Origin of the sequence: Pontixanthobacter luteolus, from assembly GCF_009828095.1 — a bacterium.
GTDB classification, from domain to species: domain Bacteria; phylum Pseudomonadota; class Alphaproteobacteria; order Sphingomonadales; family Sphingomonadaceae; genus Pontixanthobacter; species Pontixanthobacter luteolus.
This window is the reverse complement of record NZ_WTYP01000002.1, coordinates 147,545-167,771: the sequence shown is the minus strand read 5'-3', so window position 1 is coordinate 167,771 and position 20,227 is coordinate 147,545. Positions and strand designations below refer to the sequence as shown.

Below are 20,227 nucleotides of genomic sequence, written 5' to 3'. Positions count from 1 at the left end.
GTCTGGTGTCCGTCTCTAGTGATCTTCCGGCATGTCGGTGCCGTCATGCGTGATGCGCCCATCCTCAAGCACGAGGATGCGGTCTGCGAGGTCGAAAATGCGGTTGTCGTGAGTAACGATGATAACGCTGCGGTCCTCTGCAACGCCAACTTCGCGAAGCAAATCCATGACTCTGCGGCCCGATTTTGCGTCCAGCGCTGCGGTCGGTTCGTCACACACGACCAGACGGGGTTCATGGACCAGCGCCCGCGCGATTGCCACGCGTTGCTGCTGACCGCCGGATAGCTGGTTGGGCAATTTGTCTGCCTGATCGGCAATGTTGAGCTTTTCCAGCATCGCGACGCCCCGTTCGCGAGCGTGCTTGCGGTCCATACCCTGCGCAATCAGCGGCACTGCCGCATTGGACGCAGCGTCGATCGACGGGATCAAATTATACTGTTGGAAGATGAAACCGATATTTTGCAGCCGGAAATTGACCAGCTCAGTATCCGACAAGGCATAGATATCGGTTCCAAACACCTCGACCTCGCCCTGCGTCGGCCACAGGATTCCGCACATGATCGAAATCAGCGTGGTTTTTCCGGACCCGGATTCGCCGACCAGATAGGTCAGCTCTCCCGATTGCACCTCGAGGTCGATACCGTGCAGAACGGTGATCGTATTCTGTCCCGCCGAAAAATCCCGGGTGACCCCGCGGGTGCGGATTGCGGTGGTCGTGTTTTGTCCGCTCATCGGAACACCGCCGCCGGTTCGGTTTTCATCACCCCGCGCAGGGCGACCCAGCCGGTCAGAGTGATGATCAGCACCATCGCCGCAAACGAAATGAGCGGTATCTGCCAGGGAATATAGAACCCCTTGAAAGTGGGGTTGTTGGAAAAGGCGGAAATGAACCCGACCGTTCCCAGGACGCCCAGACCGTATCCGATCATGCCGACCATTCCCGCCTGAATGGCGACCATCTGGGCGATCTTTCCATTGGTAACGCCGATCGCCTTGAGCGCGCCGAACTGCTTGATGTTGTCGCGGATAAACAGGCTGAAAGTCAGGCCGACAATCGCCACCCCGACAATGAAACCCAGCAGCACGGTGATCCCGAAATTGAGCGGGATACCGGTATTCTCGATAATGAAATTGACCCCGCCTTGCGCGAATTCGTCACGCGTTTCGGCTTTCAGGCCGGTTTGCTTTTCGATTCTTTCGGTCAGTTCTTTTGCACTTATGCCATCGGCGGCACCGACAAGGACGAAGCTCAGCCGGTTGCGCGTGCCCGGCACATATCGCAGCGCCTGGCTGTATTTGGTGTACAGCACCACGGTGCTGGTAAAGCTGGGAATGGCATCGGCAATCCCGCGGACGACAGCTCGCTGGTCATTGAGTTCCAGCCGTTCTCCCATCGGGGACGCTCCGGGGAACATGCGCGCCGCGCCGACATCGTCGATGATGACTGAATCCGGCTGCGACAGGACATCAGTGCTGCCTTCTATCATGCCTTTTGGCAGACCGATCAGCGTGGCATCGTCGACCCCGATGATCGCAACGCCTTCCAGATCGCCATCCTTGGTCCTGACGGAGGCCTGACCCCGGATATGCGGCACCGCCCATTCAACGCCCGCGACACCGCGCACCTGGTCAAGCGCGGTAGACGGCATGGCATAAGCGACATCGCTGGTCCGGCTGACCGGGTCCATCACCCACACATCTGCGCTGGAAACGTTATAGACACCGCTTGCCCCGCGTTCGAGCAGATTGACGAAGATCGTCAGCTGCTGCGTGATCAGGAGGGTGGAAAACGCGATGCCGAACAGCAGCCCGTAGAACTTCTGCCGATCGCCTGTCAGCATGCGGATCGCGATCCAGAGCACTAGCCACCTCTTGCGCGGCGCAGGGTTGTGATTTCGCGCCACTTCCCTACATATTGAACGTTAGCGTTTAATTGAACGGAGCCGTTCATTTTGTCAACGGGCGACCAGAAGAAAACCACTCAGCGTCTCGGTCGCCCGACCGATGATGCAAAGCGTGCGGCCATTGTCGAGGCCGCCGCGCAGATGTTCTTCGACGTCGGTTTTGCTGCCACTGCGATTGAACAAGTCGCTGCAAAGGCAGGGGTTTCAAAAGTCACCGTGTACAATCACTTCGGTGACAAGCGCGGGCTGTTTGCGGCCGCTGTCGAATGCGAATGCGAAAAGATGCGCGGGCATTTTTCCATCGATTCCAGCAACACAGAGGATCTGCACGTGTTGTTCCGGCGAATCGGTGAGGGGATGATCGCGTTTCTTTCCCGGCCCGAGATGATCCAATTCGAACGCCGGATTGCTGCGGAAACCGTGCATGATCCGGAACTGGGTATCGCATTTCTCGACGCCGGGCCGCGGCGTATGAAGCGCGCATTCTCGGCTCTGCTCGACAGCCTCGTTGCGGCTGGCAGGCTGGACATCGAAGACACTATGGTGGCCGCTGAACAATTCGCCTCGATGTCGAAGGGGTTCGGCGATCTGGAGCGGCGATTCGGCGCTGCGATAGATCGTGATTTGAACCGCAGACGTCTCGAGGGCGCGGTCGAGGTTTTTCTTGCCGCCTACCGCAGATCAGACTGATCGCATTTTTCGCACCTGCCGGTGAACGGCGTTAGCTTGCCATTCACTCGCGTGCTCCTACATTATCAGGGATAGATAAGGACCTTCTCGCCGATGAACGACGAAAACGAACCGCAGACACCCAATCCCTGGGTAAAAAGCCTGATGGTATGGGGCGGCATTTTCATGGCGCTCCTGCTGGTGGTGACCATGTTCGGCAATGCCGGACAGCCCAACGCGACTCTGATCGATTATTCCGGCTTCCGTGACAAGGTGGCCGAAGGGTCGGTCGCGAAGGTCGAGATCAGCGCGGACAAGATCACTGGCACGATGAAGAATGGCGAGACGTTCTCCACGGTGCCGGTCGGCAACGATTCTGGCCTGACCAAGCTGCTCGACGAAAACGAAGTCAGCTATACCGGTGTCGCGCGTGAGACGATGAACCCGCTGCTGTACATCCTGATCCAGTCGCTGCCGTTCATCCTGATACTCGGCATCGCGTTCTTTGCCCTGCGCCAGGTGCAGAAGGGCGGCGGTGCAGGCGGTGCGATGGGCTTTGGCAAATCGAAGGCTAAATTGCTCACCGAACGTCAGGGGAAGGTGACGTTCGAGGATGTCGCGGGCATCGATGAAGCCCGCGAGGAGCTGGAAGAGATCGTTGAGTTTCTGAAGGACCCTCAGCGCTTCTCCAAGCTCGGCGGACAAATCCCCAAAGGCGCGCTGCTGGTCGGTTCGCCCGGTACCGGTAAAACGCTGCTCGCGCGTGCAATCGCGGGCGAAGCGGGCGTGCCGTTCTTCACCATTTCAGGCTCCGACTTTGTCGAAATGTTCGTCGGCGTCGGCGCAAGCCGCGTGCGCGACATGTTCGAACAGGCCAAGAAAAACGCTCCGTGTATCGTCTTCATCGACGAAATCGACGCGGTTGGCCGCCACCGCGGTAACGGGGTTGGCAATTCCAACGACGAACGTGAACAGACGCTCAACCAGCTGCTGGTCGAGATGGATGGTTTCGAGGCGAATGAAGGCATCATCATCATCGCGGCAACCAACCGCCCTGATGTTCTTGACCCGGCACTGCTTCGTCCCGGCCGCTTCGACCGTCAGGTCGTGGTTCCCATTCCCGATATCGACGGGCGCGAGAAAATCCTCGGCGTGCACATGAAGAAGGTACCGCTGGCACCCGACGTGAATGCCCGCACAATTGCGCGCGGCACGCCCGGCTTCTCCGGCGCGGACCTTGCCAACCTCGTCAACGAGGCGGCGCTACTGGCTGCCCGGCGTAACAAGCGTCTGGTTGCGATGCAGGAATTCGAAGACGCCAAGGACAAGGTCATGATGGGCACCGAACGGCGTTCCATGGTGATGACCGACGACGAGAAGAAAATGACGGCCTATCACGAGGCCGGCCATGCGCTTGTCAGCCTGAATGAAGAGGCTTCTGACCCGATCCACAAGGCTACGATCATTCCGCGCGGCCGCGCGCTGGGCATGGTCATGCGTTTGCCGGAACGGGACAATTACTCCTATCACCGCGATAAAATGCATGCGAACCTTGCAGTTGCCATGGGCGGCCGCGTTGCCGAGGAAATTATCTTCGGACACGACAAGGTGTCGAGCGGCGCGTCGAGCGATATCCAGTACGCAACCGATCTGGCCCGCAACATGGTGACCAAATGGGGCATGTCCGACAAGCTCGGCCCGCTCCAGTATGAAGCCAGCCAGGAAGGGTATCTCGGCATGGGCCAGACCCAGCGGACCATGGCCGGTGCGGAAACCAACAAGCTGATCGATGCGGAAATCAAGCAATTGGTCGAAGACGCACACAAGCGTGCGACCGATGTTCTGAAGAAACAGGAAGACAAGCTGCACCTGATCGCGCAGGCGATGCTCGAATACGAGACGCTGACAGGTGAAGAGATCGACCAGCTGATGGACAATGGCAAGATTGACCGTCCCGACGCGCCCAAGGGTCCCGCTGTAGTCAAGCCGATGCATGGTTCCGCGATCCCGAAGGCGGGCAAGAAGTTCGGCGGTTCCGGGGACAGCGCACCGCAGGGTGCCTGATAGCTGAGTGGCCAGGTTGTCACCGGCTGACCGGCGGCGGCTTGGCTTTGTCTATGACTTGATGCTGGGCGGCCAATGGCTGCTTAAGCGGGCGTCGGTGCTGGTTCTTGGTCTGATCTTAATCGGACTGGTGCTGAACGCCGACAAGCTCCCCGGGCTCTTTACCGATGCCTTCGTTGGCGTGCTGATGCTCGCTGCGATGAACCTGTTTTGGGCTATGATACTTCGCTTGATTGATGGCGTTCTGGCATATCCTGCCGGACAGCAGCGCGGAGTGGGCGATCCAGTGTCAGGCGACTACGATGCCGATCATGATCAGGATAAACAGGGTCATCGTGATCCAGATGCTGACTGACAGGACCAGCATTCGCCAAATTGCGCCGAAACGGCTCAGCCCGTAAGCCCCACGCAGAGAGCGGTAGAGGTGGAACGGAGCATAAAGCGCAGGCAGCGCGATCAGCGGCCAGATCTGATACGCGATCCCGACGGACATGATCACTGCCAGCATCGTCATGAAACTGATTGAATAGGTGACGACCACGGTGTGATCATACAGTTTGAACCTGCGGCTGAACGGGAACAGAATCCACATGAATGGCAGGCTGAGTGGGATCAACAACCAGCTGAGTTTGTAAGCATTGGTCTGCAGTTTATAGAGCAGCAGGCCGGGATTATCCCGCGCCTTTTCCCATGACTGTTCCAGCCAGTTGGCAGCTTCGTCGGTGGCGGTTTCTTCCACGCTTGACGCAGTGGCGGCATCGTTAGTTTCGCCCTGAACGGCCGCAGCCAGATCACTCGGATCGACTGTGATCGTCGGTTTGATCAATGAACCGCTTCCATCGCTTGCCGCGCCTGTTTCCGCCAGTTTTGCGATCAGATCGCGGGAGGCCGTTGCGCCGCGGATCCTCTCCCGCAGGGCTACCCGTTCTTCGGCGGTCAATTCTGCCGAGGCGAGCTGATCGTTAAGGTCGGCAACTGTGCGGTCAGCCTGTTTCAGGCTCTCCTGCAGTTCTGCCGAGGTGGCGCCTTGAACTTCCGGTGAGATGTCGCCGAACCCGCCATTTGCGTTGAACAGGGCGAAGCTGACGAACACAGTGAACAGGAACAAGGCTATCGGGCTGAGGTACCTGGCCCGTTTGCCGTCGATATATTCGCGCATCACCTTGCCTGGCCGCCAGATCAGCAGCGGCATGGTTCGCCAGAATTTACCTTCGAAATGAAGCACGCCGTGCACCAAATCGTGCATGAAGCCGCGCAGAGACCGGTGGACGTGCGCGCGCTGGCCGCAATTATGACAATGCGCACCCATCAGCGGCGTGTCGCAGTTCAGGCAGGCGGATTCGTGCGTGTGTCCGTCTGGTCCCGGTGTGTCCGTTCCGGTCTTTGGTTCAACCGCGCCGGCCAAGCCCGCGCCCAGCACGCCTTCGCCGACAGCACCTGATATATCGCCTATTTCCCCGCTCATCCGGTACAAATACCGCGCCGGGCCGAATTGGTCGAGGGGGCAGCGGGAAATCGCAGCAGTCAGCTGCCGATCAGCTTGCGCTCGATTGCGGTCCAGAGCTTCTCGATGCTCTGCGCTGCCGGGGTGGATGGGGCAAACGCACCAATCGGTTTCCGGCGCACCGCACATTGCTCGATCGCGCTGGCAAAGGGGATTGCGGGCCAGTCGCTGGCGGCTTCGCGCGCCTCGACATGCAGCCTGCGCCGCATATCGAGCATGTTGAGCACCGGAAGGATCGGCGGGTGTTTCCTGCCCGAAGCCTTTGCAGCCCTGGATATCTGGTCGAACGACCGGGTCGACAGCGGGGAAGGAGGCAAGGGCACGATAATCACATCCGCCACCCGCAATATTTGCGTGCTCAGTTCATTCATGACCGGCGGGCAGTCGAGAATGATCCGGTCGAAATCCCGTTCAAGCGTATCCGCCATTCGCGACAGCCGGTTGCGATATCCGACGCGGTTGAGGTGGGCATCAAGCGTGCGCACGCTTTCGTCTGCGCCCAGCAGGCTCAGCCGCGGGTAAGGTGTGGCCGAGACCAGTTCGGCAGGCACGCGGTCGCTCGAGAAAATTCGCGCTACCGGTTTCGTTGCGGCTGGTTCGGCATCGAGCAGAAATCCGGCTCCGCCCGACGGATCGAGATCCCACAACAGAGTCGCACGCTCAGAAATGCTGGCCGAACACCACGCCAGATTTGCAGCAAGCGTGGTTTTTCCAACGCCGCCTTTCACACTGTAGATCGCGATTACCGCCATAGGGCTTCCACAAATCCGGCAGGTATATCACCGTGCCTGTTTCGAACGCACTGGTTCTCAAAAGCAAAAGGGGGTTGCAAACGCAAAAGGCCGCCCCGTCAAGGAGCGGCCTTTAAATGCCCCGCAGCGGGACTAGTTCGTAATCGGTCAGCCGTCGTAATCGGCGCCAATCGAAGTTGAACGGGTGGGCGCGGATGCAGTGATCCGAAGCGCTTCTGCCGACTGGCTGAGCGAGCCGACTTCATCCGCTTCGTCTTCGTCGTCAGGCAGAATTTTCTGCAGGCCGGTGATGACGCTTTCCTTGAGTTCCTTGGGCTTGATCGTCTGCTCTGCAATTTCACGCAGGGCGACAACCGGGTTCTTGTCCCGATCGCGATCGATAGTGAGTTCTGCGCCGCCCGAAATCTCGCGGGCACGCTGTGCAGCAAGCAGAACGAGGTCAAAACGGTTAGGGACCTTGTCGACGCAATCTTCGACGGTAACGCGCGCCATGGGCACTCCAGTAAAACTTGTGTTTCAGGAAAGCGCGTCGAATAGGCGCAAGCCCGGCGAGAGTCAAGAATTTGCGGCGTGCTGCGCAACGGCCTTGCCTAGACTATCGCAGAGGGCCAAATGGGTCGGATGGAAGCTGAACCAGATGCCTGTGAGCACGCATATCCAAAGCCGTTTCAGGTAGAAGCGCAAGGCCATGTTTTCGAGTTTCTGCCCGACGGGGTTCACCGGTTCGACGCGCTCCTTGCGATGATCGCCCGGGCCGAAAGCACACTCGACCTGTTCTATTACATGTTTCAGGATGATCCTGCAGGGCGGATCGTGCGCGATGCTCTGGTCGAGGCGCAGAAACGCGGTGTCGACGTTCACCTGGTGGTCGACCGATTCGGGACCGATGCGAAGCAGGATTTCTTCCAGCCAATCGTCGATGCGGGCGGAAAATTCGCGGTCTTCAATCCCAAGAAGACGCTCCGCTACCTGATCCGCAACCATCAGAAGATGACCATCGTGGACAAGGAAACCGCGCTGATGGGCGGGTTCAACGTCTCCGAACATTATTTCAAACCGCCCGAAGAAAACGGATGGGCCGATCTGGGCGTTATCGTGCGCGGGCCGGTCGTGAAGGATATCTGCGCTTGGTTCGGCCAGCTTTCGGAATGGACATCCTCGCCAAAGGCGCAATACCGCGCAATCCGCACCATGGTGCGCGATTGGGACCCGGGTGAGGGCAAGGTTCGTTTTCTGGTCGGCGGCCCGACCCGCGTGCCCAGCAACTGGAATCTGAACGTCAAACGCGATCTGGCCAAGGCATCGCGGCTGGATATGGTGATGGCGTATTTCTCGCCGCCGCGCAGCTTCCGCCGTTTAATCCGCAAAATTCCCCGGCGCGGAACCGCGCGTCTGGTGATGGCGGGGAAATCGGATAATGGCGCGACAGTCGGCGCGGCGCGGGCCACCTATGGCGGGTTCCTGAAAGACGGAGCGAAGATCTACGAATTCCAGCCCTGCAAGCTGCATATGAAGCTGATGGTTATCGACAACGCGGTCTATTTCGGCAGCGCGAATTTCGATCACCGGTCGATCCGGGTGAATATGGAGCTGATGATCCGGGTGGAAGACGATGAGGTGGCGGACAAGGTGCGCTGCCTGATCGACGACATGATCGACTCATCGATGGAGATCACCCCGGAACTGCACCGCAAGCGGCGCGGTCCGATCAGTATCCTGCAATGGTGGGCTGGCTGGTTCCTTGTCTCGGTGCTCGACTACACCGTCAGCCGGCGCCTGAACGCCGGTTTGTAACGGAGCCTCGGGCCGGCTCCGCTAGCCCTCGTCGTACTCACCGCGAATATCGTCATCGGCGAGATCGCTGAACTTCGTAATCCGCGCTTCGAACCGCATCCTGACCTTGCCGGTCGCACCGTGGCGCTGCTTGGCGACGATCAGTTCGGCCAGTCCGAACACGCGCTCCATTTCCGCCATCCAAGCGGCGTGTGCTTCGTGCACTTTCTGGTCGTCCGTTTCGATCGGACGCTTGGGCTCCTTCGATGCGACGTAATAGTCTTCGCGGTACACGAACCAGACCATGTCGGCGTCCTGCTCGATAGAGCCGGATTCGCGCAAGTCGGACAGCATCGGGGTTTTGTCTTCGCGCTGTTCAACCGCACGGCTGAGCTGGGACAGCGCAATAACCGGAACTTCCAGTTCCTTGGCCAGGGTTTTAAGGCCCCGGCTGATTTCCGAAATCTCGTTCACGCGGTTGTCGTTGGCGCGGCCGGTGCCCTGCAGCAATTGCAGGTAGTCGACGATGATCAGGCCGATATCATGCTTGCGCTTCAGCCGGCGGGCACGGGTGCGCAGCGCGGCGATGGTCAGTGCTGGCGTGTCATCGATGAACAGCGGCAATTCGGCCAGGCGCTGGCTGGCAAAGCTCAGCTTCTGGAAATCGTCACGGCTGATCTTGCCCATGCGCAGCGCTTCGGAAGAAATGCCCGCCTGTTCGGACAGGATACGTGTTGCCAGCTGGTCGGCGCTCATTTCCAGACTGAAAAATGCCACCGGCGCGCCGACTGTTTCCTCGATCCCGTCAGCCTTGTCGCGCAGGTAACGGTCGGCACAGTTGAACGCGATGTTGGTGACCAGCGATGTTTTGCCCATACCCGGACGTCCGGCAAGGATGATCAGATCCGAATCGTGCAGGCCGCCGATCTTCTGGTTGATGCTGGACAGGCCGGTTGTCTTGCCGGAGATATTGCCGCCCGAATTGATCGCCATTTCGATCAGGCCAAGCGCCTTGTGCGAGGCGGCGGAGAATGATGATGCCTCGTTCTGGCCCCCGGCGCCCTCTGCCACCTTGAACAGCGACGCTTCTGCTTCTTCGATCTGCTGCATCGGCGCGACATCTTCGGAGGTGTCGAGTGCGCCCTCCACCAGAGTGCGGCCAACCGTCACCAGTTCGCGGAGCAATGCGAGATCATAGATCTGCTCAGCCAGCTCGCGCGGGGCGAGCAGGCCCTGACCATCGGCGGTAAGGCGTGCGAGATAGGTGATCCCGCCCAGTTCCTTCAGCGCTTCGTCGGTTTCGAAATAGGGTTTCAGCGTGACCGGCGTGACCACGGCGTTCCGGTCCAGCAGGGTCAGTACACGGTCATAGACGCGTTGGTGCACCGGTTCGAAGAAATGTTCGGGCCGAATCGGTATCGGCAGTTCCTCGATCACCTTGTTGTCGATCAGAACTGCGCCCAGAAACGCGGCCTCAGCCTCGATATTGGAGGGGAGGCTGCGGCCCATCGGCAGTTTCTCGCCGGATTCACCAAGGGAATCGGCAGACGCTCCTGCATCAGGGCGGACAAGCAATTGTTCATCGGACATGGCGGCCTTTTGCGCGTGAGGTGACCTGATTTGCAAGGGGCTGGCGGCAAAAATTGAGTGCCAGTTTGCCGCATTGACCTGTGGATAGCGGGGATGAGTTTGGTTTAGCTTGCAAGTCACCCTTCGCATCTGCGAAAGCGGTCACAGATGTCCGGCTCCACCAAACCAGATTGGCGTATCGCCCATATCGCGCTCGACGAGGATACGATCCTGTGGCGTAATGCCGATGTGGAGCAGGAACGGCGCGTGGCGATCTTCGACCTGATCGAGGAGAACACGTTCAAGCCGATCAGGGCGGCGGAGAAAGGGCACAACGGCCCGTATCATCTGGCGCTGGCCGTGCGTGATGGCCGTTTGGCACTGACGATCATGGATACGGATGAAAACGTCTTGGAGGAGCTGATTCTGGGCCTCGCCCGGTTCCGCCGTCCGATCCGGGAATATTTCGCGATTTGCGACAGCTATTATCAGGCGATTCGCAAGGCGACGGCTGCAGAGATCGAAACCATCGATATGGCGCGGCGCGGGGTCCACAACGGCGCAGCGGAATTGTTGCTGGAACGGCTTGAAGGCAAAGTGGAAACCGATTTCGCCACTGCACGCCGTCTGTTCACGCTGATTTGCGTTCTGCACATCAAGGGTTGAAGGCACCCGGGTAATGGCACGCAGGAAAAAACCGGTCAGCTGGCTATGGCGTATCATCGCCATCATCGCGCTGCTGGCCGCTGGCGCGGCGGCATGGCTGTGGTGGGATGTCCAGCGCTGGACCCCGGATGAAGACGCCTACCCGGACCAGGGCGCACTGATCACGCAGGCAGACGGGCTGGTCAATTTCAACACACTCGCTGCACTGGGAGCCGACTTCGTATATCTCGCATCCAGCATTGGAACAGAGGGCAGAGATCAGCGGTTCGCGCGCAATCTTTCGGCCGCTAACCAGGCCGGTCTGGATGTCGGCGCGGTCCACATCTTCGATCCGTGCACGCTTGCCGATGGGCAGACGGCCAATTTCGTCACCATCGTGCCGCGCGGCGGTAATATGCTGCCGCCGGTCATCGCGCTCAGCCAGACAGCAAAGGATTGCCCGAAACGCGTCAGCGCGGCGGCGGTTGAAAGCGAGCTGATGACGCTGATCAACCAGATCGAAAACCATACCGGCAAACCGGCGATCCTGAAGATCGAGCCGGAGTTCGAATCAGCCTACGGCATATCCGCGCGGCTGGAGCGCAATCTGTGGGTCAATCGCACGCGGTTTGCGCCGACTTATGCCCGGCGGCCATGGCTGCTGTGGTCGGCAAACGAGAATTTGCAGAGCGCGGCATCGGATGAGCCAATAGAATGGGTCGTGGTTCAGCCATGACCGGATCAGGAGCGGGAAATGAATGACGACCAGTTGATCGATGCAGCGCGCGCTGCGGCGCAGACATCCTACAGCCCCTATTCCGGTTTTGCGGTCGGCGCGGCGTTGCTGTTCGAAGATGGCAGCGTGGTGACCGGCACCAATATCGAAAACGCCAGCTACGGCCTTGCCCTGTGCGCGGAAACCGTTGCCGTATCAAAGGCGATGGCAGACGGCGTTCGCGGCGGGCTGAAGGCGGTGGCGGTCACCGGGCCCGGTGATGAACCGATTACCCCCTGCGGCCGCTGCCGGCAGGTGCTGAACGAGCTGGCGCAGCTGGGCGGGACCGACCCGGAAATACTCTGTGTCGGCCCGAACCTAGTGAAACGTATCAAGCTGTCGGTATTGCTGCCGGAAGCGTTCGGCCCGGCCAGCCTGACTTAACGGTCAAGCCATTCCAGCAGCGCGGCAAGGCAGTCACGGCCTAGCATCTTGCTGCGTTCCGGGCTCCAGTTCTGCTCCGCATCGGGGTGATCGTCATTGTCCTTATACGGCATTTCCAGCGTCATCGCGGGGCATTTGTACCGGTGCGCAATCTGCGTCGTACACATCGACAGATTGGCCTTGCCCGGCGCTGACTTGGGATAGCCCTTGGCAGTCTGGAAGTCTGGCGTGCGGCGTTCCAGTATGGCTTCGTAGCTGGTGAATTGTTCGTAATGTTCGTCGGTCAGGTCCGGAATGCCTTCATAGGCGGCCAGGAACACAGCGGGGATAGCTTCATCACCGTGCACATCCATCGCGAAGTCGACGCCTGTTTCGTCCATCTTGCCGCGGATGGCGAGTACTTCGGGCGAACGATCCGCCGTCGGGTTTTCCCACTCGCGGTTTAGATTTGCACCGCAGGCATTGGTGCGCAGGTGCCCGCGGCGTGAACCGTCCGGATTGCAATTGGGGACCATGTGGAACGTGCAGCGCTGGCGCAGCACGCGGCCCACCGTGTCGGTCGGATCGGTCAGGCACTCCAGCGCGCCTTCCATCCACCATTCCGCCTGCGTTTCGCCGGGATGCTGGCGGCCGGTGATCCAGACTTTGGTCTCACCTTCGCCAAAAGTCAGGTAATCGAGCGGCTGCCCGTCCAGTGTCTCGCCGAGGCGTTCATAGTGCACGCCCTCGCTCGCCGCGCATTCGGCAATCAGATCGTGATGGCGGTCCATCGAATAGGGGGCGAAATATGCGAAATAGGCAATGTCGCTGGCCGGGGTGTAGCGAATGGTCAGCGTGCCATCGCCTTCGCTCTTGTCATAAGAGCTTTCGGCCGCACCCCAATATTCGCGGTCTTCGCTGACGCGGGCGTTATAGTCGGGCCAGCCCAGCGGATAGGCGGAATTGTTGAGTTGATCGATCTTGAGCACAAGTTCGCGCCCCGCAGCCCCGCTGACGCGGAAATGGAACCACTGCTTGAATTCGGATTCATTGTCCGGCCGGATTGCCAGGCGCGCGCTCGCGCCATCAATTGACAGGACTTCGATATTGCCGCTGTCGAAATTGGCGTCGATCTGAATATTATGCATGTTTTCCATTCTTTACTTGGCGATCCGCACTTCAACCGTTTCACCGTTATTGCCGGAAAACTCGCTGAAGAGAGCGTCGGCAATCGCCGAGGCGTTGGCTCCACTATCGGCGAATTCTGAATTATCACTTACCGAGAAAGACGCGCGCCCTTCCCATATTACATTGTTCGTAGCGGCGTCGCGGATCATGACCCCCAGATCGGTCGCTAGCATCTCTCGCGGGCCGCCGCCCAGATTGATGCCGATGCCGACCCCGACGCCCGAGCCATAGCTGCCGACGGAGCCGCCGCCGCCAACCGTTACCGGGCTGCGCCGCTCGCCCGGCTTCGAGACATATCGTTCCATTCGGACCTGCGCGATCTGCGCGGCTTCGCTGCGCGGCGTCTCGCGGTAGCCGAGCTGCTCCAGTTCTGCGGCAACCGCAGCCTTGAACACAGAAATGTCAGCGGTGTCGGTATCCTGACCCGGCGCGGTTTCGACGAAGATGCTGCCTTGCCCCAATTGCGCCAGCGTGCCGGCCTGGTGGAAACGGGTGACTTCGATAGGGCTGACCTTGGGCGCGGTTGCGCAGGCCGCAAGCGATGCCGATGCAGCGGCGGCCAACAATAGCAGTGCCGGTTTCATATGTGTTCTCCTGCCCCGAATTAAGTGGCCCCGTTTGCCGGTCATGCTTGCCCTGACTGCGATATGGCCAATAACAGCAGCCGTGTTAACCATTATATTTCCGAGGCGTGCTAGCGCGTGACTATGGCAAATACGAAGAAAGTCCCTGTTCTGGTTACCGGCGGTGCCGGATATATCGGTAGTCATGCCGTGCTGGCGCTGCGCGATGCCGGATGGCCGGTGGCGGTGATCGACAATCTGACAACCGGGTTCCGCTTTGCCGTCCCCGAAGGCGTACCGTTCTATGAGGGCGATATCGAAGACGGCGATTTGCTGGCGCGCATCTGCGAAGAGCAAGGTATCGGCGCGGTCATGCATTTCGCCGGATCGATAATCGTACCGGAATCGGTCGAGAATCCGCTCAAATACTATCACAACAACACGGTGAAGAGCCGCGCGCTGATCGATGCGGCGGTGAAGGCGGGTGTGCCGCACTTCATTTTCAGTTCGACCGCTGCGACCTACGGCGTTCCGGATGTGTCACCGGTGGACGAAGACACGCCGCAGCGGCCCATCAATCCCTATGGCTGGTCAAAGCTGATGACCGAACAGATGCTGGGCGATACAGCATTTGCGCATCCGCTGAATTTCTGTGCGCTGCGATATTTCAATGTCGCCGGTGCCGATCCGCAGGGGCGCAGCGGCCAGTCGACTGCCGGCGCGACCCATCTTATCAAAGTTGCGGTTGAGGCAGCGCTGGGGAAGCGCGACCATGTTGCCGTGTTTGGCACCGATTATGACACTCCCGATGGAACCGGCGTTCGCGATTACATTCACGTTGCCGATCTGGCCGCCGCGCATGTGCTTGCGCTGGAGGCGTTGATGGAACAGCCGGACCGTTCGCTGATCATGAACTGCGGCTATGGCCGAGGTTTTTCGGTGATGGAGGTGCTGGATGCCGTCGACCGTGTTACCAATCGCACGATCGACCGCAGGATGGAGCCGCGGCGCGCAGGTGATCCGGCGTCGCTGATATCGGACCCGTCACGTATCCGCTCGACCATTCCGTGGGAGCCCGAGCATGCCGACCTCGATGGAATCATTGCCCACGCGCTGCAATGGGAACGAAAACTGGCCGAAATCAGAGGTGACGTCTGACCTTGTGCCTTGACGCCATCTGATTCGCCCCCTAGTTGCTGCGCTTGAAATTCCGGCATCGGAGACTACCTCCGGTGCCCTTATTTTTGGAAAACCAAACCATGAAGATCCGTAACAGCCTCAAGTCGCTGAAGAACCGTCACCGCGATTGCCGCGTCATCCGTCGTCGCGGCCGCACCTATGTGATCAACAAGACCAACCGCCGTTTCAAGGCCCGCCAGGGCTAATGGTGGTCGCACCGCGGCTCGTTCGCGGTGACGCCGGAATAGAGAGCCTCCGCGAAAGCGGGGGCTTTTTGCATGTCTGACGTAATCAAGGCTGTCGTCTTCGATGTGGGCCGGGTGATTGTCCAATGGGACATGCGCCTGTTGTTCGAAAAGCTGATCGAAGATCCGCAGGAGCTCGATTGGTTCCTGGGCAATGTCGTGACAGAAGAATGGCATATGCAGCATGATGCAGGACGCCCGATCGCGGACATGATCGCTGAGCGGATAGAGCTGTATCCAGCCTATTCCGCGCAGATAGAAGCCTATGGCGCGCGCTTTCTCGAAACGATTCCCGACCGCGTGCCGGGCACGGTCGAGTTGATCGAACGGCTGGATGCGCGCGGCTGCCCGTTGTTCGCAATCACAAATTTCGGGACCGATTTCTGGGCGCAATACCGCCCGACCGAACCGGTGTTCGAACGGTTCGGCGACATTGTCGTCTCGGGCCATGAAAAGACCATCAAGCCAGGGCGCGAGATTTTCGACCTTGCGCAGCAGCGGTTTGGCCTGCCTGCCGGCAGTATGTTTTTCATCGATGACAATGCTGCGAATATCGCGGCTGCGCGCGAATTCGGTTGGCAGGTACATCTGTTCACCTGCGCCGCGCAGCTTGAAAGCGACCTTGAAGCGCGCGGCCTGTTATAGCCTGAGCAGAAAAAAGGCCCCCGGCAATCTGCCAGGGGCCCTGTAAGTTCACCCTTTCTGGAGAGGATCGGGTGGGGGTGAGTTTCTAGAAACCGATCAATCGTTGCACTTGGCCAGTTTTTCTTCGGCCAGTTCCTTGCCCTTGGCAGTGAAGGCGGTGATTTCACCGAATTCGCGTGCCGCGCGTGCACACATCACGATGGGACGCGAATTGCCCTTGCCAGCGACGCAGCTGGTTCCTTCGCAGCGCCATACGACACCGCCGACAATTGCTGTTTCTTCAGCAGCCGGAGCAGCCAGTTCGGCAGTGTAGTAAACCGCGTTGCCGCGTGCTTCCGCCTGCGTCGGAGCGATCAGAGCGCCCATGGTAAGGGCAGAGTAAAAAACCGCTGCGGCAATAGCGCCTGTGCTGCGGAGGAGAACGTTGGGGGAGAGGGTCATCGTCTTTTCCTTGGTTGGATTTGAGGTTCTTGGGGTCGTCTAATTATCTAAATTGCACTGGTTTTTTAGGGGTTTCACCTCTAGTCAGGCTTAATCCTGTATTCAGTTGCGAATCACTACCTAATGAAATAAGTATCAAGTTGCAACTAAAAACTTAGTTTCAATTTTGAGACATGCGCAAAGCGCGCTAGGGTGCCTTGCAAGAGAGGAAGAATATGGGCGATTTACGCGAACCGCTGAAGGAACTGACCGTTTGCGGTCTGCCCGAGGCGCTGGAAGTCATGGGCGAACGCTGGTCTTTCATGATCCTGCGGGCGAGTTTCAACGGCGTTCATCATTTCGAGGAATTTCTGGCCGAGCTTGGAATTGCCCGAAACATTCTGTCCAACCGCCTGGCGAAGCTGGTCGAACACGGCATCCTCAACCGTGAACCTTGCCCCGATGACAAGCGCCGGATCGAATATCGCCTGACGGAAAAAGGTTTCGACCTGCTTCCAGCGATGCTGGCCCTGCGCCAGTGGGGCCAGAAATACGGCGTCGAGATCGAAGAAAATCCGGTCCTCGTCGATGAACAGGACCGTCTACCAATCGGCCCCGTTTCCATTCTTGCCCATGACGGCCGCATATTGGGGCCGCAGGATTTGTGGCTGTCGGAACGCAGCAATGTCGGCATTCGCGCCGATGGTAGCAAGTCCGATCAGGCCGGCTCGCTGAAGCTGGGTGATCACGCCTATGTTCAGGACGAGCAGAAACTCGCCGCCAACGGTTGAGCCAATCGGGCGTTAATCGCGGCCCGCCGCTGACCCCGGATCACCGGTATATCGTCGTTCGCGGGCGCTTATGGCGCGCCTCAAACCCGCATCTTTCGGACGAACAGCGGCAGACCTTTGTCGACCGCCTGATGCATGCCCGCCGCGCTGTTCGTGCGGCGAAGTCGAAGGATGACGATGCCGCGTTGCGCACGGCGCGCGCCGAGGTCGATCAGGCAAAACGCGATCTTGGCGAAAGGGGCCCCGTCTGGTGGGATGACGGCGCGCCCGATTACAACCGCCGAATGGCGCACCGCACGCCGTACGCCGACTGGTGGGCCAAACTGGACGCCGAAACCGGGCAAGCAGTTTGACTATCCGGCCAGGTTCAAACCCGGCGAAAGACCAGCGCAGCATTCAGCGCAAAGATCACCAGCCCGGCGATCACCGACACCAGCACGCGCGAAACCAGATAATTGATCGCAGTGAATTCCAGCGCCACCGCCATCAGCGCCATCGTCAACCCCAGGCCGACCACGCCGTTCACCAGGAACAGCGCATATCCGCTGGATAGTGACCGCGTCGTACCCTTGAATATCCACGCTCTGCCCAGGATATAATGCAGTGTATTGGCGGTAATGAATCCGATGCCGCTCGCTGGCACTTCATCGACCCCGGCATATTCGACCAGCAGCCATAACACGCCCAGCCCGACCAGAAACACGCCCGTGCTTACCACCGTATTGCGCACGAGCATCCATCCGACCCGCGCCTTGAAGAAACGGGTCAGAAGATTTCCCTGGGCCTGCTCGGCTTGTCCCGGCTGAAGCGCCATCGGCTGGGGGTGATCAGCCTGCGGCGACGCGCGGCCGGTGCGAATAGCGGTCCGGATCGGCTTCGCCTTCGTCGGACCAGTCCTCGCGCCGTTTGACAAACGGGTTCAGGAACAGGACGGGCAATTTGAGGAAAAGCAGTTCGGAATGGATGAAGCCATCGACCATCCGTTCCCACCACGTGTGTTCCCGCTTTGCGTGCTGGTTCAGCCAGTTTTCGTAAGGTGCCCAGTGGCTGGGTTCGTCTTTCTTGATGATCTCGAAAATCTTGACCAGCCGCGAATCCGATTTGACGAAACGGTTGCCAAGCAGGATCTCGACCTGCTTGTACCCGCGCTGTTCGGTCAGGGCGATCACCCGGCACATGCGTTCGAACAATTTGTCCTGATCGATCACTTCCTGCGTATCGAGATTGTCGATCGTGCGGCCGAACATGATTTCGATGAACCGGTCGATATGGCCAAAATGCCGATCGAGCCGCATCGGTTTCTTGCCTTGCAATTCAAACCAGCGCTTGAACATCACGTAATGTTTGCGCTCATCCGCGCGGTGCTGCTCGATTGCTGAAATCAGTTCGGTATTCTCGGGCGAACGCACCCGGACGGCGTCCAACACGCGGTCGATCGCGGTGTAACCGCGGTGTTCGTTATAAATGTAGATCGAACCAAGAAGGTCGAGGTAGCGATTCTGAAACCAATGGATCATTGGTGAGACTCCTTTTCAGCTTCAATAGCTTAACCGGAGCCTGATGGCCAAGGATTACGCCCTCGGGGCCTGGCGCCGGTAGCTGAGCGCTTCGGCGACGTGCGTCCGGTCGACCCGTTCCGAACCCGCCAGATCGGCAATGGTCCGCGCCACTCTGAGCATTCGCGTATAACCGCGGGCGGACAGGCGCATGGCTTCTGCGGCCTGCAGCAAAAGCTTGCGGCCATCTTCATCGGGAGTGGCGAATTTTTCCAGCGCGTCGCCGTCCAGCTCTGCATTGCTGCGGACCCCGGTTTCCTGCGAACGTGCGGTCTGGATCGACCGTGCCCTTGCGACCCGTGCGGCGACCTGTTCGCTGCCCTCTGCTGGGGGCGGCAAGGCCAGGTCCATCGCGCTGACCGGGTCGACTTCGACATGCAGATCAATCCGGTCGAGCATCGGGCCGGACACCTTGCTCTGGTAATCTGCGGCGCATTTGGGTGCGCGTGAACAGGCCAGTGCCGGATCGCCCAAATGGCCGCAGCGGCACGGGTTCATCGCCGCGATCAGCTGCACCCGGGCGGGGAAGCTGACATGCGCATTGGCGCGTGCGACATCGACCTTGCCGGTTTCCAGCGGCTGGCGCAGCGAATCAAGCACGGCGCGCTGGAATTCAGGCAATTCGTCGAGGAACAGGACCCCCAGATGCGCCAGGCTGACTTCGCCGGGGCGGACCTTCAGCCCGCCTCCGGTCAGCGCCGCCATGCTGGCCGAATGATGCGGCGCGCGGAATGGGCGGGCGCGGCTGATGCGCCCTTCCTCTAGTGTGCCGGCGACCGATTGAACCATCGAAACCTCCAGCGCCTCAGACGGGGACAGCTCGGGCAGTATGCCCGGCAGGCAGCTAGCCAGCAGGCTTTTGCCTGCGCCCGGCGGGCCGTTCATTAGTAGATTGTGCCCGCCCGCAGCCGCGATCTCCAACGCGCGTTTGGCGGTTTCCTGGCCCTTGACCTGTTTCAAATCGGGCCCGCGTTTGGCCGGCTCCACCTCGCCCTGCTGCGGTTCTGCAAGCGGGGCGGTTCCCTTCAGGTGGTTGAGCAGGCTGAGCAGGTCAGGCGCGGCACACACGGGGACGCCGCTGGCCCAGCGGGCCTCTGCCCCTTGCGATGCAGGGCAAATCAGCCCCGCTTCCTGTTCGCTGGCGTGCAACGCGGCCAGCAACACGCCGGGTGACGCCGCAATCCGCCCGTCCAGCGCCAGTTCGCCAACGGCAATCCAGTCACCCAGCTGTTCGGCATCGGTCACCCCCATCGCCGCCAGCAGTGCCAGCGCGATCGGCAGATCGTAATGCGAACCTTCCTTGGGCAGATCGGCAGGCGAGAGATTGATCGTGATCCGTTTGGGCGGCAGAGACAGGCCCATTGCCGCCATTGCCGACTGCACCCGCTCGCGGCTTTCGCCCACGGCCTTGTCTGCCAGACCGACAATGTTGAAACGCGGCAAACCCGGTGCGACCTGGCATTGCACCTCGATCGCGCGGGCTTCCAAGCCCAGGTAAGCGACCGTCCTGACCAATGCGACCACGCGCACGACCCCTCAAATTGACTGGTCCTCACCGCCGGTCTGTCTGACGCCTCACCGCCCCGATGTCGAGGCCGGAACGTGGCGCATGACAGATTTAT

General features: G+C 59.8%; 24 protein-coding genes. 12 read left to right on the top strand and 12 right to left on the bottom strand.

The genetic code is table 11. The features are described 5' to 3' along the window. Window positions 1-15: 15 nt before the first annotated feature. Window positions 16-732, bottom strand: a complete 717-nt coding sequence (locus GRI43_RS09335) for an ABC transporter ATP-binding protein (protein WP_160730865.1) — start codon at window positions 730-732, stop codon at window positions 16-18. Continuing rightward, window positions 729-1,841 (bottom strand): ABC transporter permease, encoded by a 1,113-nt coding sequence (locus tag GRI43_RS09330; protein ID WP_202391690.1) that lies wholly within the window; start codon window positions 1,839-1,841, stop codon window positions 729-731. The genes GRI43_RS09335 and GRI43_RS09330 overlap by 4 nt, the downstream gene beginning before the upstream one ends. Window positions 1,842-1,952: 111 nt before the next feature. Between GRI43_RS09330 and GRI43_RS09325 the strand changes: the two genes are divergently transcribed. The 3 genes from GRI43_RS09325 to GRI43_RS09315 all read left to right on the top strand — a co-directional run bounded on the left by GRI43_RS09325 (window position 1,953) and on the right by GRI43_RS09315 (window position 4,992). After that, on the top strand, window positions 1,953-2,594 hold the full coding sequence (locus tag GRI43_RS09325) for a TetR/AcrR family transcriptional regulator (RefSeq protein WP_160730863.1): 642 nt from the start codon (window positions 1,953-1,955) through the stop codon (window positions 2,592-2,594). A 93-nt stretch (window positions 2,595-2,687) separates the two neighbouring features. Beyond that, entirely contained in the window at window positions 2,688-4,637 is a 1,950-nt protein-coding gene (gene ftsH, locus GRI43_RS09320; RefSeq protein WP_160730862.1) for an ATP-dependent zinc metalloprotease FtsH, read from the top strand. A gap of 7 nt (window positions 4,638-4,644) precedes the next feature. Next, window positions 4,645-4,992 (top strand): hypothetical protein, encoded by a 348-nt coding sequence (locus GRI43_RS09315; protein ID WP_160730861.1) that lies wholly within the window; start codon window positions 4,645-4,647, stop codon window positions 4,990-4,992. Here GRI43_RS09315 and GRI43_RS09310 read toward each other — a convergent pair. The 3 genes from GRI43_RS09310 to rpoZ all read right to left on the bottom strand — a co-directional run bounded on the left by GRI43_RS09310 (window position 4,927) and on the right by rpoZ (window position 7,385). Continuing rightward, window positions 4,927-6,102, bottom strand: coding sequence for a DUF3667 domain-containing protein (locus GRI43_RS09310; protein ID WP_160730860.1), 1,176 nt, complete (start codon window positions 6,100-6,102; stop codon window positions 4,927-4,929). The genes GRI43_RS09315 and GRI43_RS09310 overlap by 66 nt on opposite strands. Before the next feature lie 59 nt (window positions 6,103-6,161). After that, window positions 6,162-6,893 (bottom strand): ParA family protein, encoded by a 732-nt coding sequence (locus GRI43_RS09305; RefSeq protein ID WP_160730859.1) that lies wholly within the window; start codon window positions 6,891-6,893, stop codon window positions 6,162-6,164. 147 nt (window positions 6,894-7,040) lie between these two features. Continuing rightward, a complete protein-coding gene (gene rpoZ, locus GRI43_RS09300; RefSeq protein ID WP_160730858.1) occupies window positions 7,041-7,385 on the bottom strand; it encodes a DNA-directed RNA polymerase subunit omega in 345 nt (114 codons plus the stop codon). 129 nt (window positions 7,386-7,514) lie between these two features. Between rpoZ and GRI43_RS09295 the strand changes: the two genes are divergently transcribed. Continuing rightward, a complete protein-coding gene (locus GRI43_RS09295) occupies window positions 7,515-8,687 on the top strand; it encodes a phospholipase D-like domain-containing protein (RefSeq protein ID WP_235903709.1) in 1,173 nt (390 codons plus the stop codon). A 21-nt stretch (window positions 8,688-8,708) separates the two neighbouring features. On the opposite strand, the gene GRI43_RS09290 is transcribed toward GRI43_RS09295, so the two are convergent. After that, complete coding sequence (locus GRI43_RS09290; RefSeq protein WP_202391689.1) at window positions 8,709-10,256, bottom strand: replicative DNA helicase; 1,548 nt, start codon at window positions 10,254-10,256, stop codon at window positions 8,709-8,711. A 147-nt stretch (window positions 10,257-10,403) separates the two neighbouring features. On the opposite strand from GRI43_RS09290, the gene GRI43_RS09285 reads away from it, so the two are divergent. Genes GRI43_RS09285 through GRI43_RS09275 form a run of 3 tightly spaced genes read left to right on the top strand, consistent with a single transcriptional unit; the run spans window position 10,404 to window position 12,039 of the window. After that, window positions 10,404-10,901, top strand: coding sequence for a UPF0262 family protein (locus GRI43_RS09285; RefSeq protein WP_160730856.1), 498 nt, complete (start codon window positions 10,404-10,406; stop codon window positions 10,899-10,901). 13 nt (window positions 10,902-10,914) lie between these two features. Beyond that, the gene (locus tag GRI43_RS09280) at window positions 10,915-11,616 is read left to right on the top strand and encodes a glycoside hydrolase family 25 protein (protein WP_160730855.1); all 702 of its coding nucleotides are present in this window, start codon (window positions 10,915-10,917) and stop codon (window positions 11,614-11,616) included. An 18-nt stretch (window positions 11,617-11,634) separates the two neighbouring features. After that, entirely contained in the window at window positions 11,635-12,039 is a 405-nt protein-coding gene (locus tag GRI43_RS09275; RefSeq protein WP_160730854.1) for a cytidine deaminase, read from the top strand. Here GRI43_RS09275 and GRI43_RS09270 read toward each other — a convergent pair. Next, window positions 12,036-13,166: a M14 family metallopeptidase gene (locus GRI43_RS09270; protein WP_160730853.1), complete on the bottom strand. Its 1,131-nt coding sequence runs from the start codon at window positions 13,164-13,166 to the stop codon at window positions 12,036-12,038. The genes GRI43_RS09275 and GRI43_RS09270 overlap by 4 nt on opposite strands. 12 nt (window positions 13,167-13,178) lie before the next feature. Continuing rightward, on the bottom strand, window positions 13,179-13,790 hold the full coding sequence (locus tag GRI43_RS09265; RefSeq protein ID WP_160730852.1) for a DUF4136 domain-containing protein: 612 nt from the start codon (window positions 13,788-13,790) through the stop codon (window positions 13,179-13,181). Between the two features lie 123 nt (window positions 13,791-13,913). Between GRI43_RS09265 and galE the strand changes: the two genes are divergently transcribed. The 3 genes from galE (at window position 13,914) to GRI43_RS09250 (ending at window position 15,838) form a co-directional block, all read left to right on the top strand. After that, complete coding sequence (gene galE / locus GRI43_RS09260; RefSeq protein WP_160731663.1) at window positions 13,914-14,927, top strand: UDP-glucose 4-epimerase GalE; 1,014 nt, start codon at window positions 13,914-13,916, stop codon at window positions 14,925-14,927. Window positions 14,928-15,028: 101 nt separating this feature from the next. Continuing rightward, window positions 15,029-15,154: a type B 50S ribosomal protein L36 gene (ykgO, locus tag GRI43_RS09255; protein ID WP_007165381.1), complete on the top strand. Its 126-nt coding sequence runs from the start codon at window positions 15,029-15,031 to the stop codon at window positions 15,152-15,154. A 72-nt stretch (window positions 15,155-15,226) separates the two neighbouring features. Next, window positions 15,227-15,838, top strand: a complete 612-nt coding sequence (locus GRI43_RS09250; protein ID WP_160730851.1) for an HAD-IA family hydrolase — start codon at window positions 15,227-15,229, stop codon at window positions 15,836-15,838. Between the two features lie 96 nt (window positions 15,839-15,934). Here the strand turns inward: GRI43_RS09250 and GRI43_RS09245 are convergent, their stop codons facing one another. Further along, the gene (locus tag GRI43_RS09245) at window positions 15,935-16,279 is read right to left on the bottom strand and encodes a CC_3452 family protein (RefSeq protein WP_160730850.1); all 345 of its coding nucleotides are present in this window, start codon (window positions 16,277-16,279) and stop codon (window positions 15,935-15,937) included. A 215-nt stretch (window positions 16,280-16,494) separates the two neighbouring features. Here GRI43_RS09245 and GRI43_RS09240 point away from each other — a divergent pair, with 215 nt between their 5' ends. Continuing rightward, a complete protein-coding gene (locus GRI43_RS09240) occupies window positions 16,495-17,049 on the top strand; it encodes a winged helix-turn-helix transcriptional regulator (RefSeq protein ID WP_160730849.1) in 555 nt (184 codons plus the stop codon). After that, on the top strand, window positions 17,046-17,402 hold the full coding sequence (locus tag GRI43_RS09235) for a hypothetical protein (RefSeq protein ID WP_160730848.1): 357 nt from the start codon (window positions 17,046-17,048) through the stop codon (window positions 17,400-17,402). The genes GRI43_RS09240 and GRI43_RS09235 overlap by 4 nt, the downstream gene beginning before the upstream one ends. 14 nt (window positions 17,403-17,416) lie before the next feature. On the opposite strand, the gene GRI43_RS09230 is transcribed toward GRI43_RS09235, so the two are convergent. The 3 genes from GRI43_RS09230 to GRI43_RS09220 are packed head-to-tail and all read right to left on the bottom strand — an operon-like array spanning window position 17,417 to window position 20,129. Next, the gene (locus tag GRI43_RS09230) at window positions 17,417-17,863 is read right to left on the bottom strand and encodes a GtrA family protein (protein WP_160730847.1); all 447 of its coding nucleotides are present in this window, start codon (window positions 17,861-17,863) and stop codon (window positions 17,417-17,419) included. Window positions 17,864-17,876: 13 nt separating this feature from the next. Next, entirely contained in the window at window positions 17,877-18,566 is a 690-nt protein-coding gene (locus GRI43_RS09225) for a ferritin-like domain-containing protein (protein ID WP_160730846.1), read from the bottom strand. Between the two features lie 54 nt (window positions 18,567-18,620). Continuing rightward, complete coding sequence (locus GRI43_RS09220; protein ID WP_160730845.1) at window positions 18,621-20,129, bottom strand: YifB family Mg chelatase-like AAA ATPase; 1,509 nt, start codon at window positions 20,127-20,129, stop codon at window positions 18,621-18,623. Window positions 20,130-20,227: the final 98 nt, after the last annotated feature.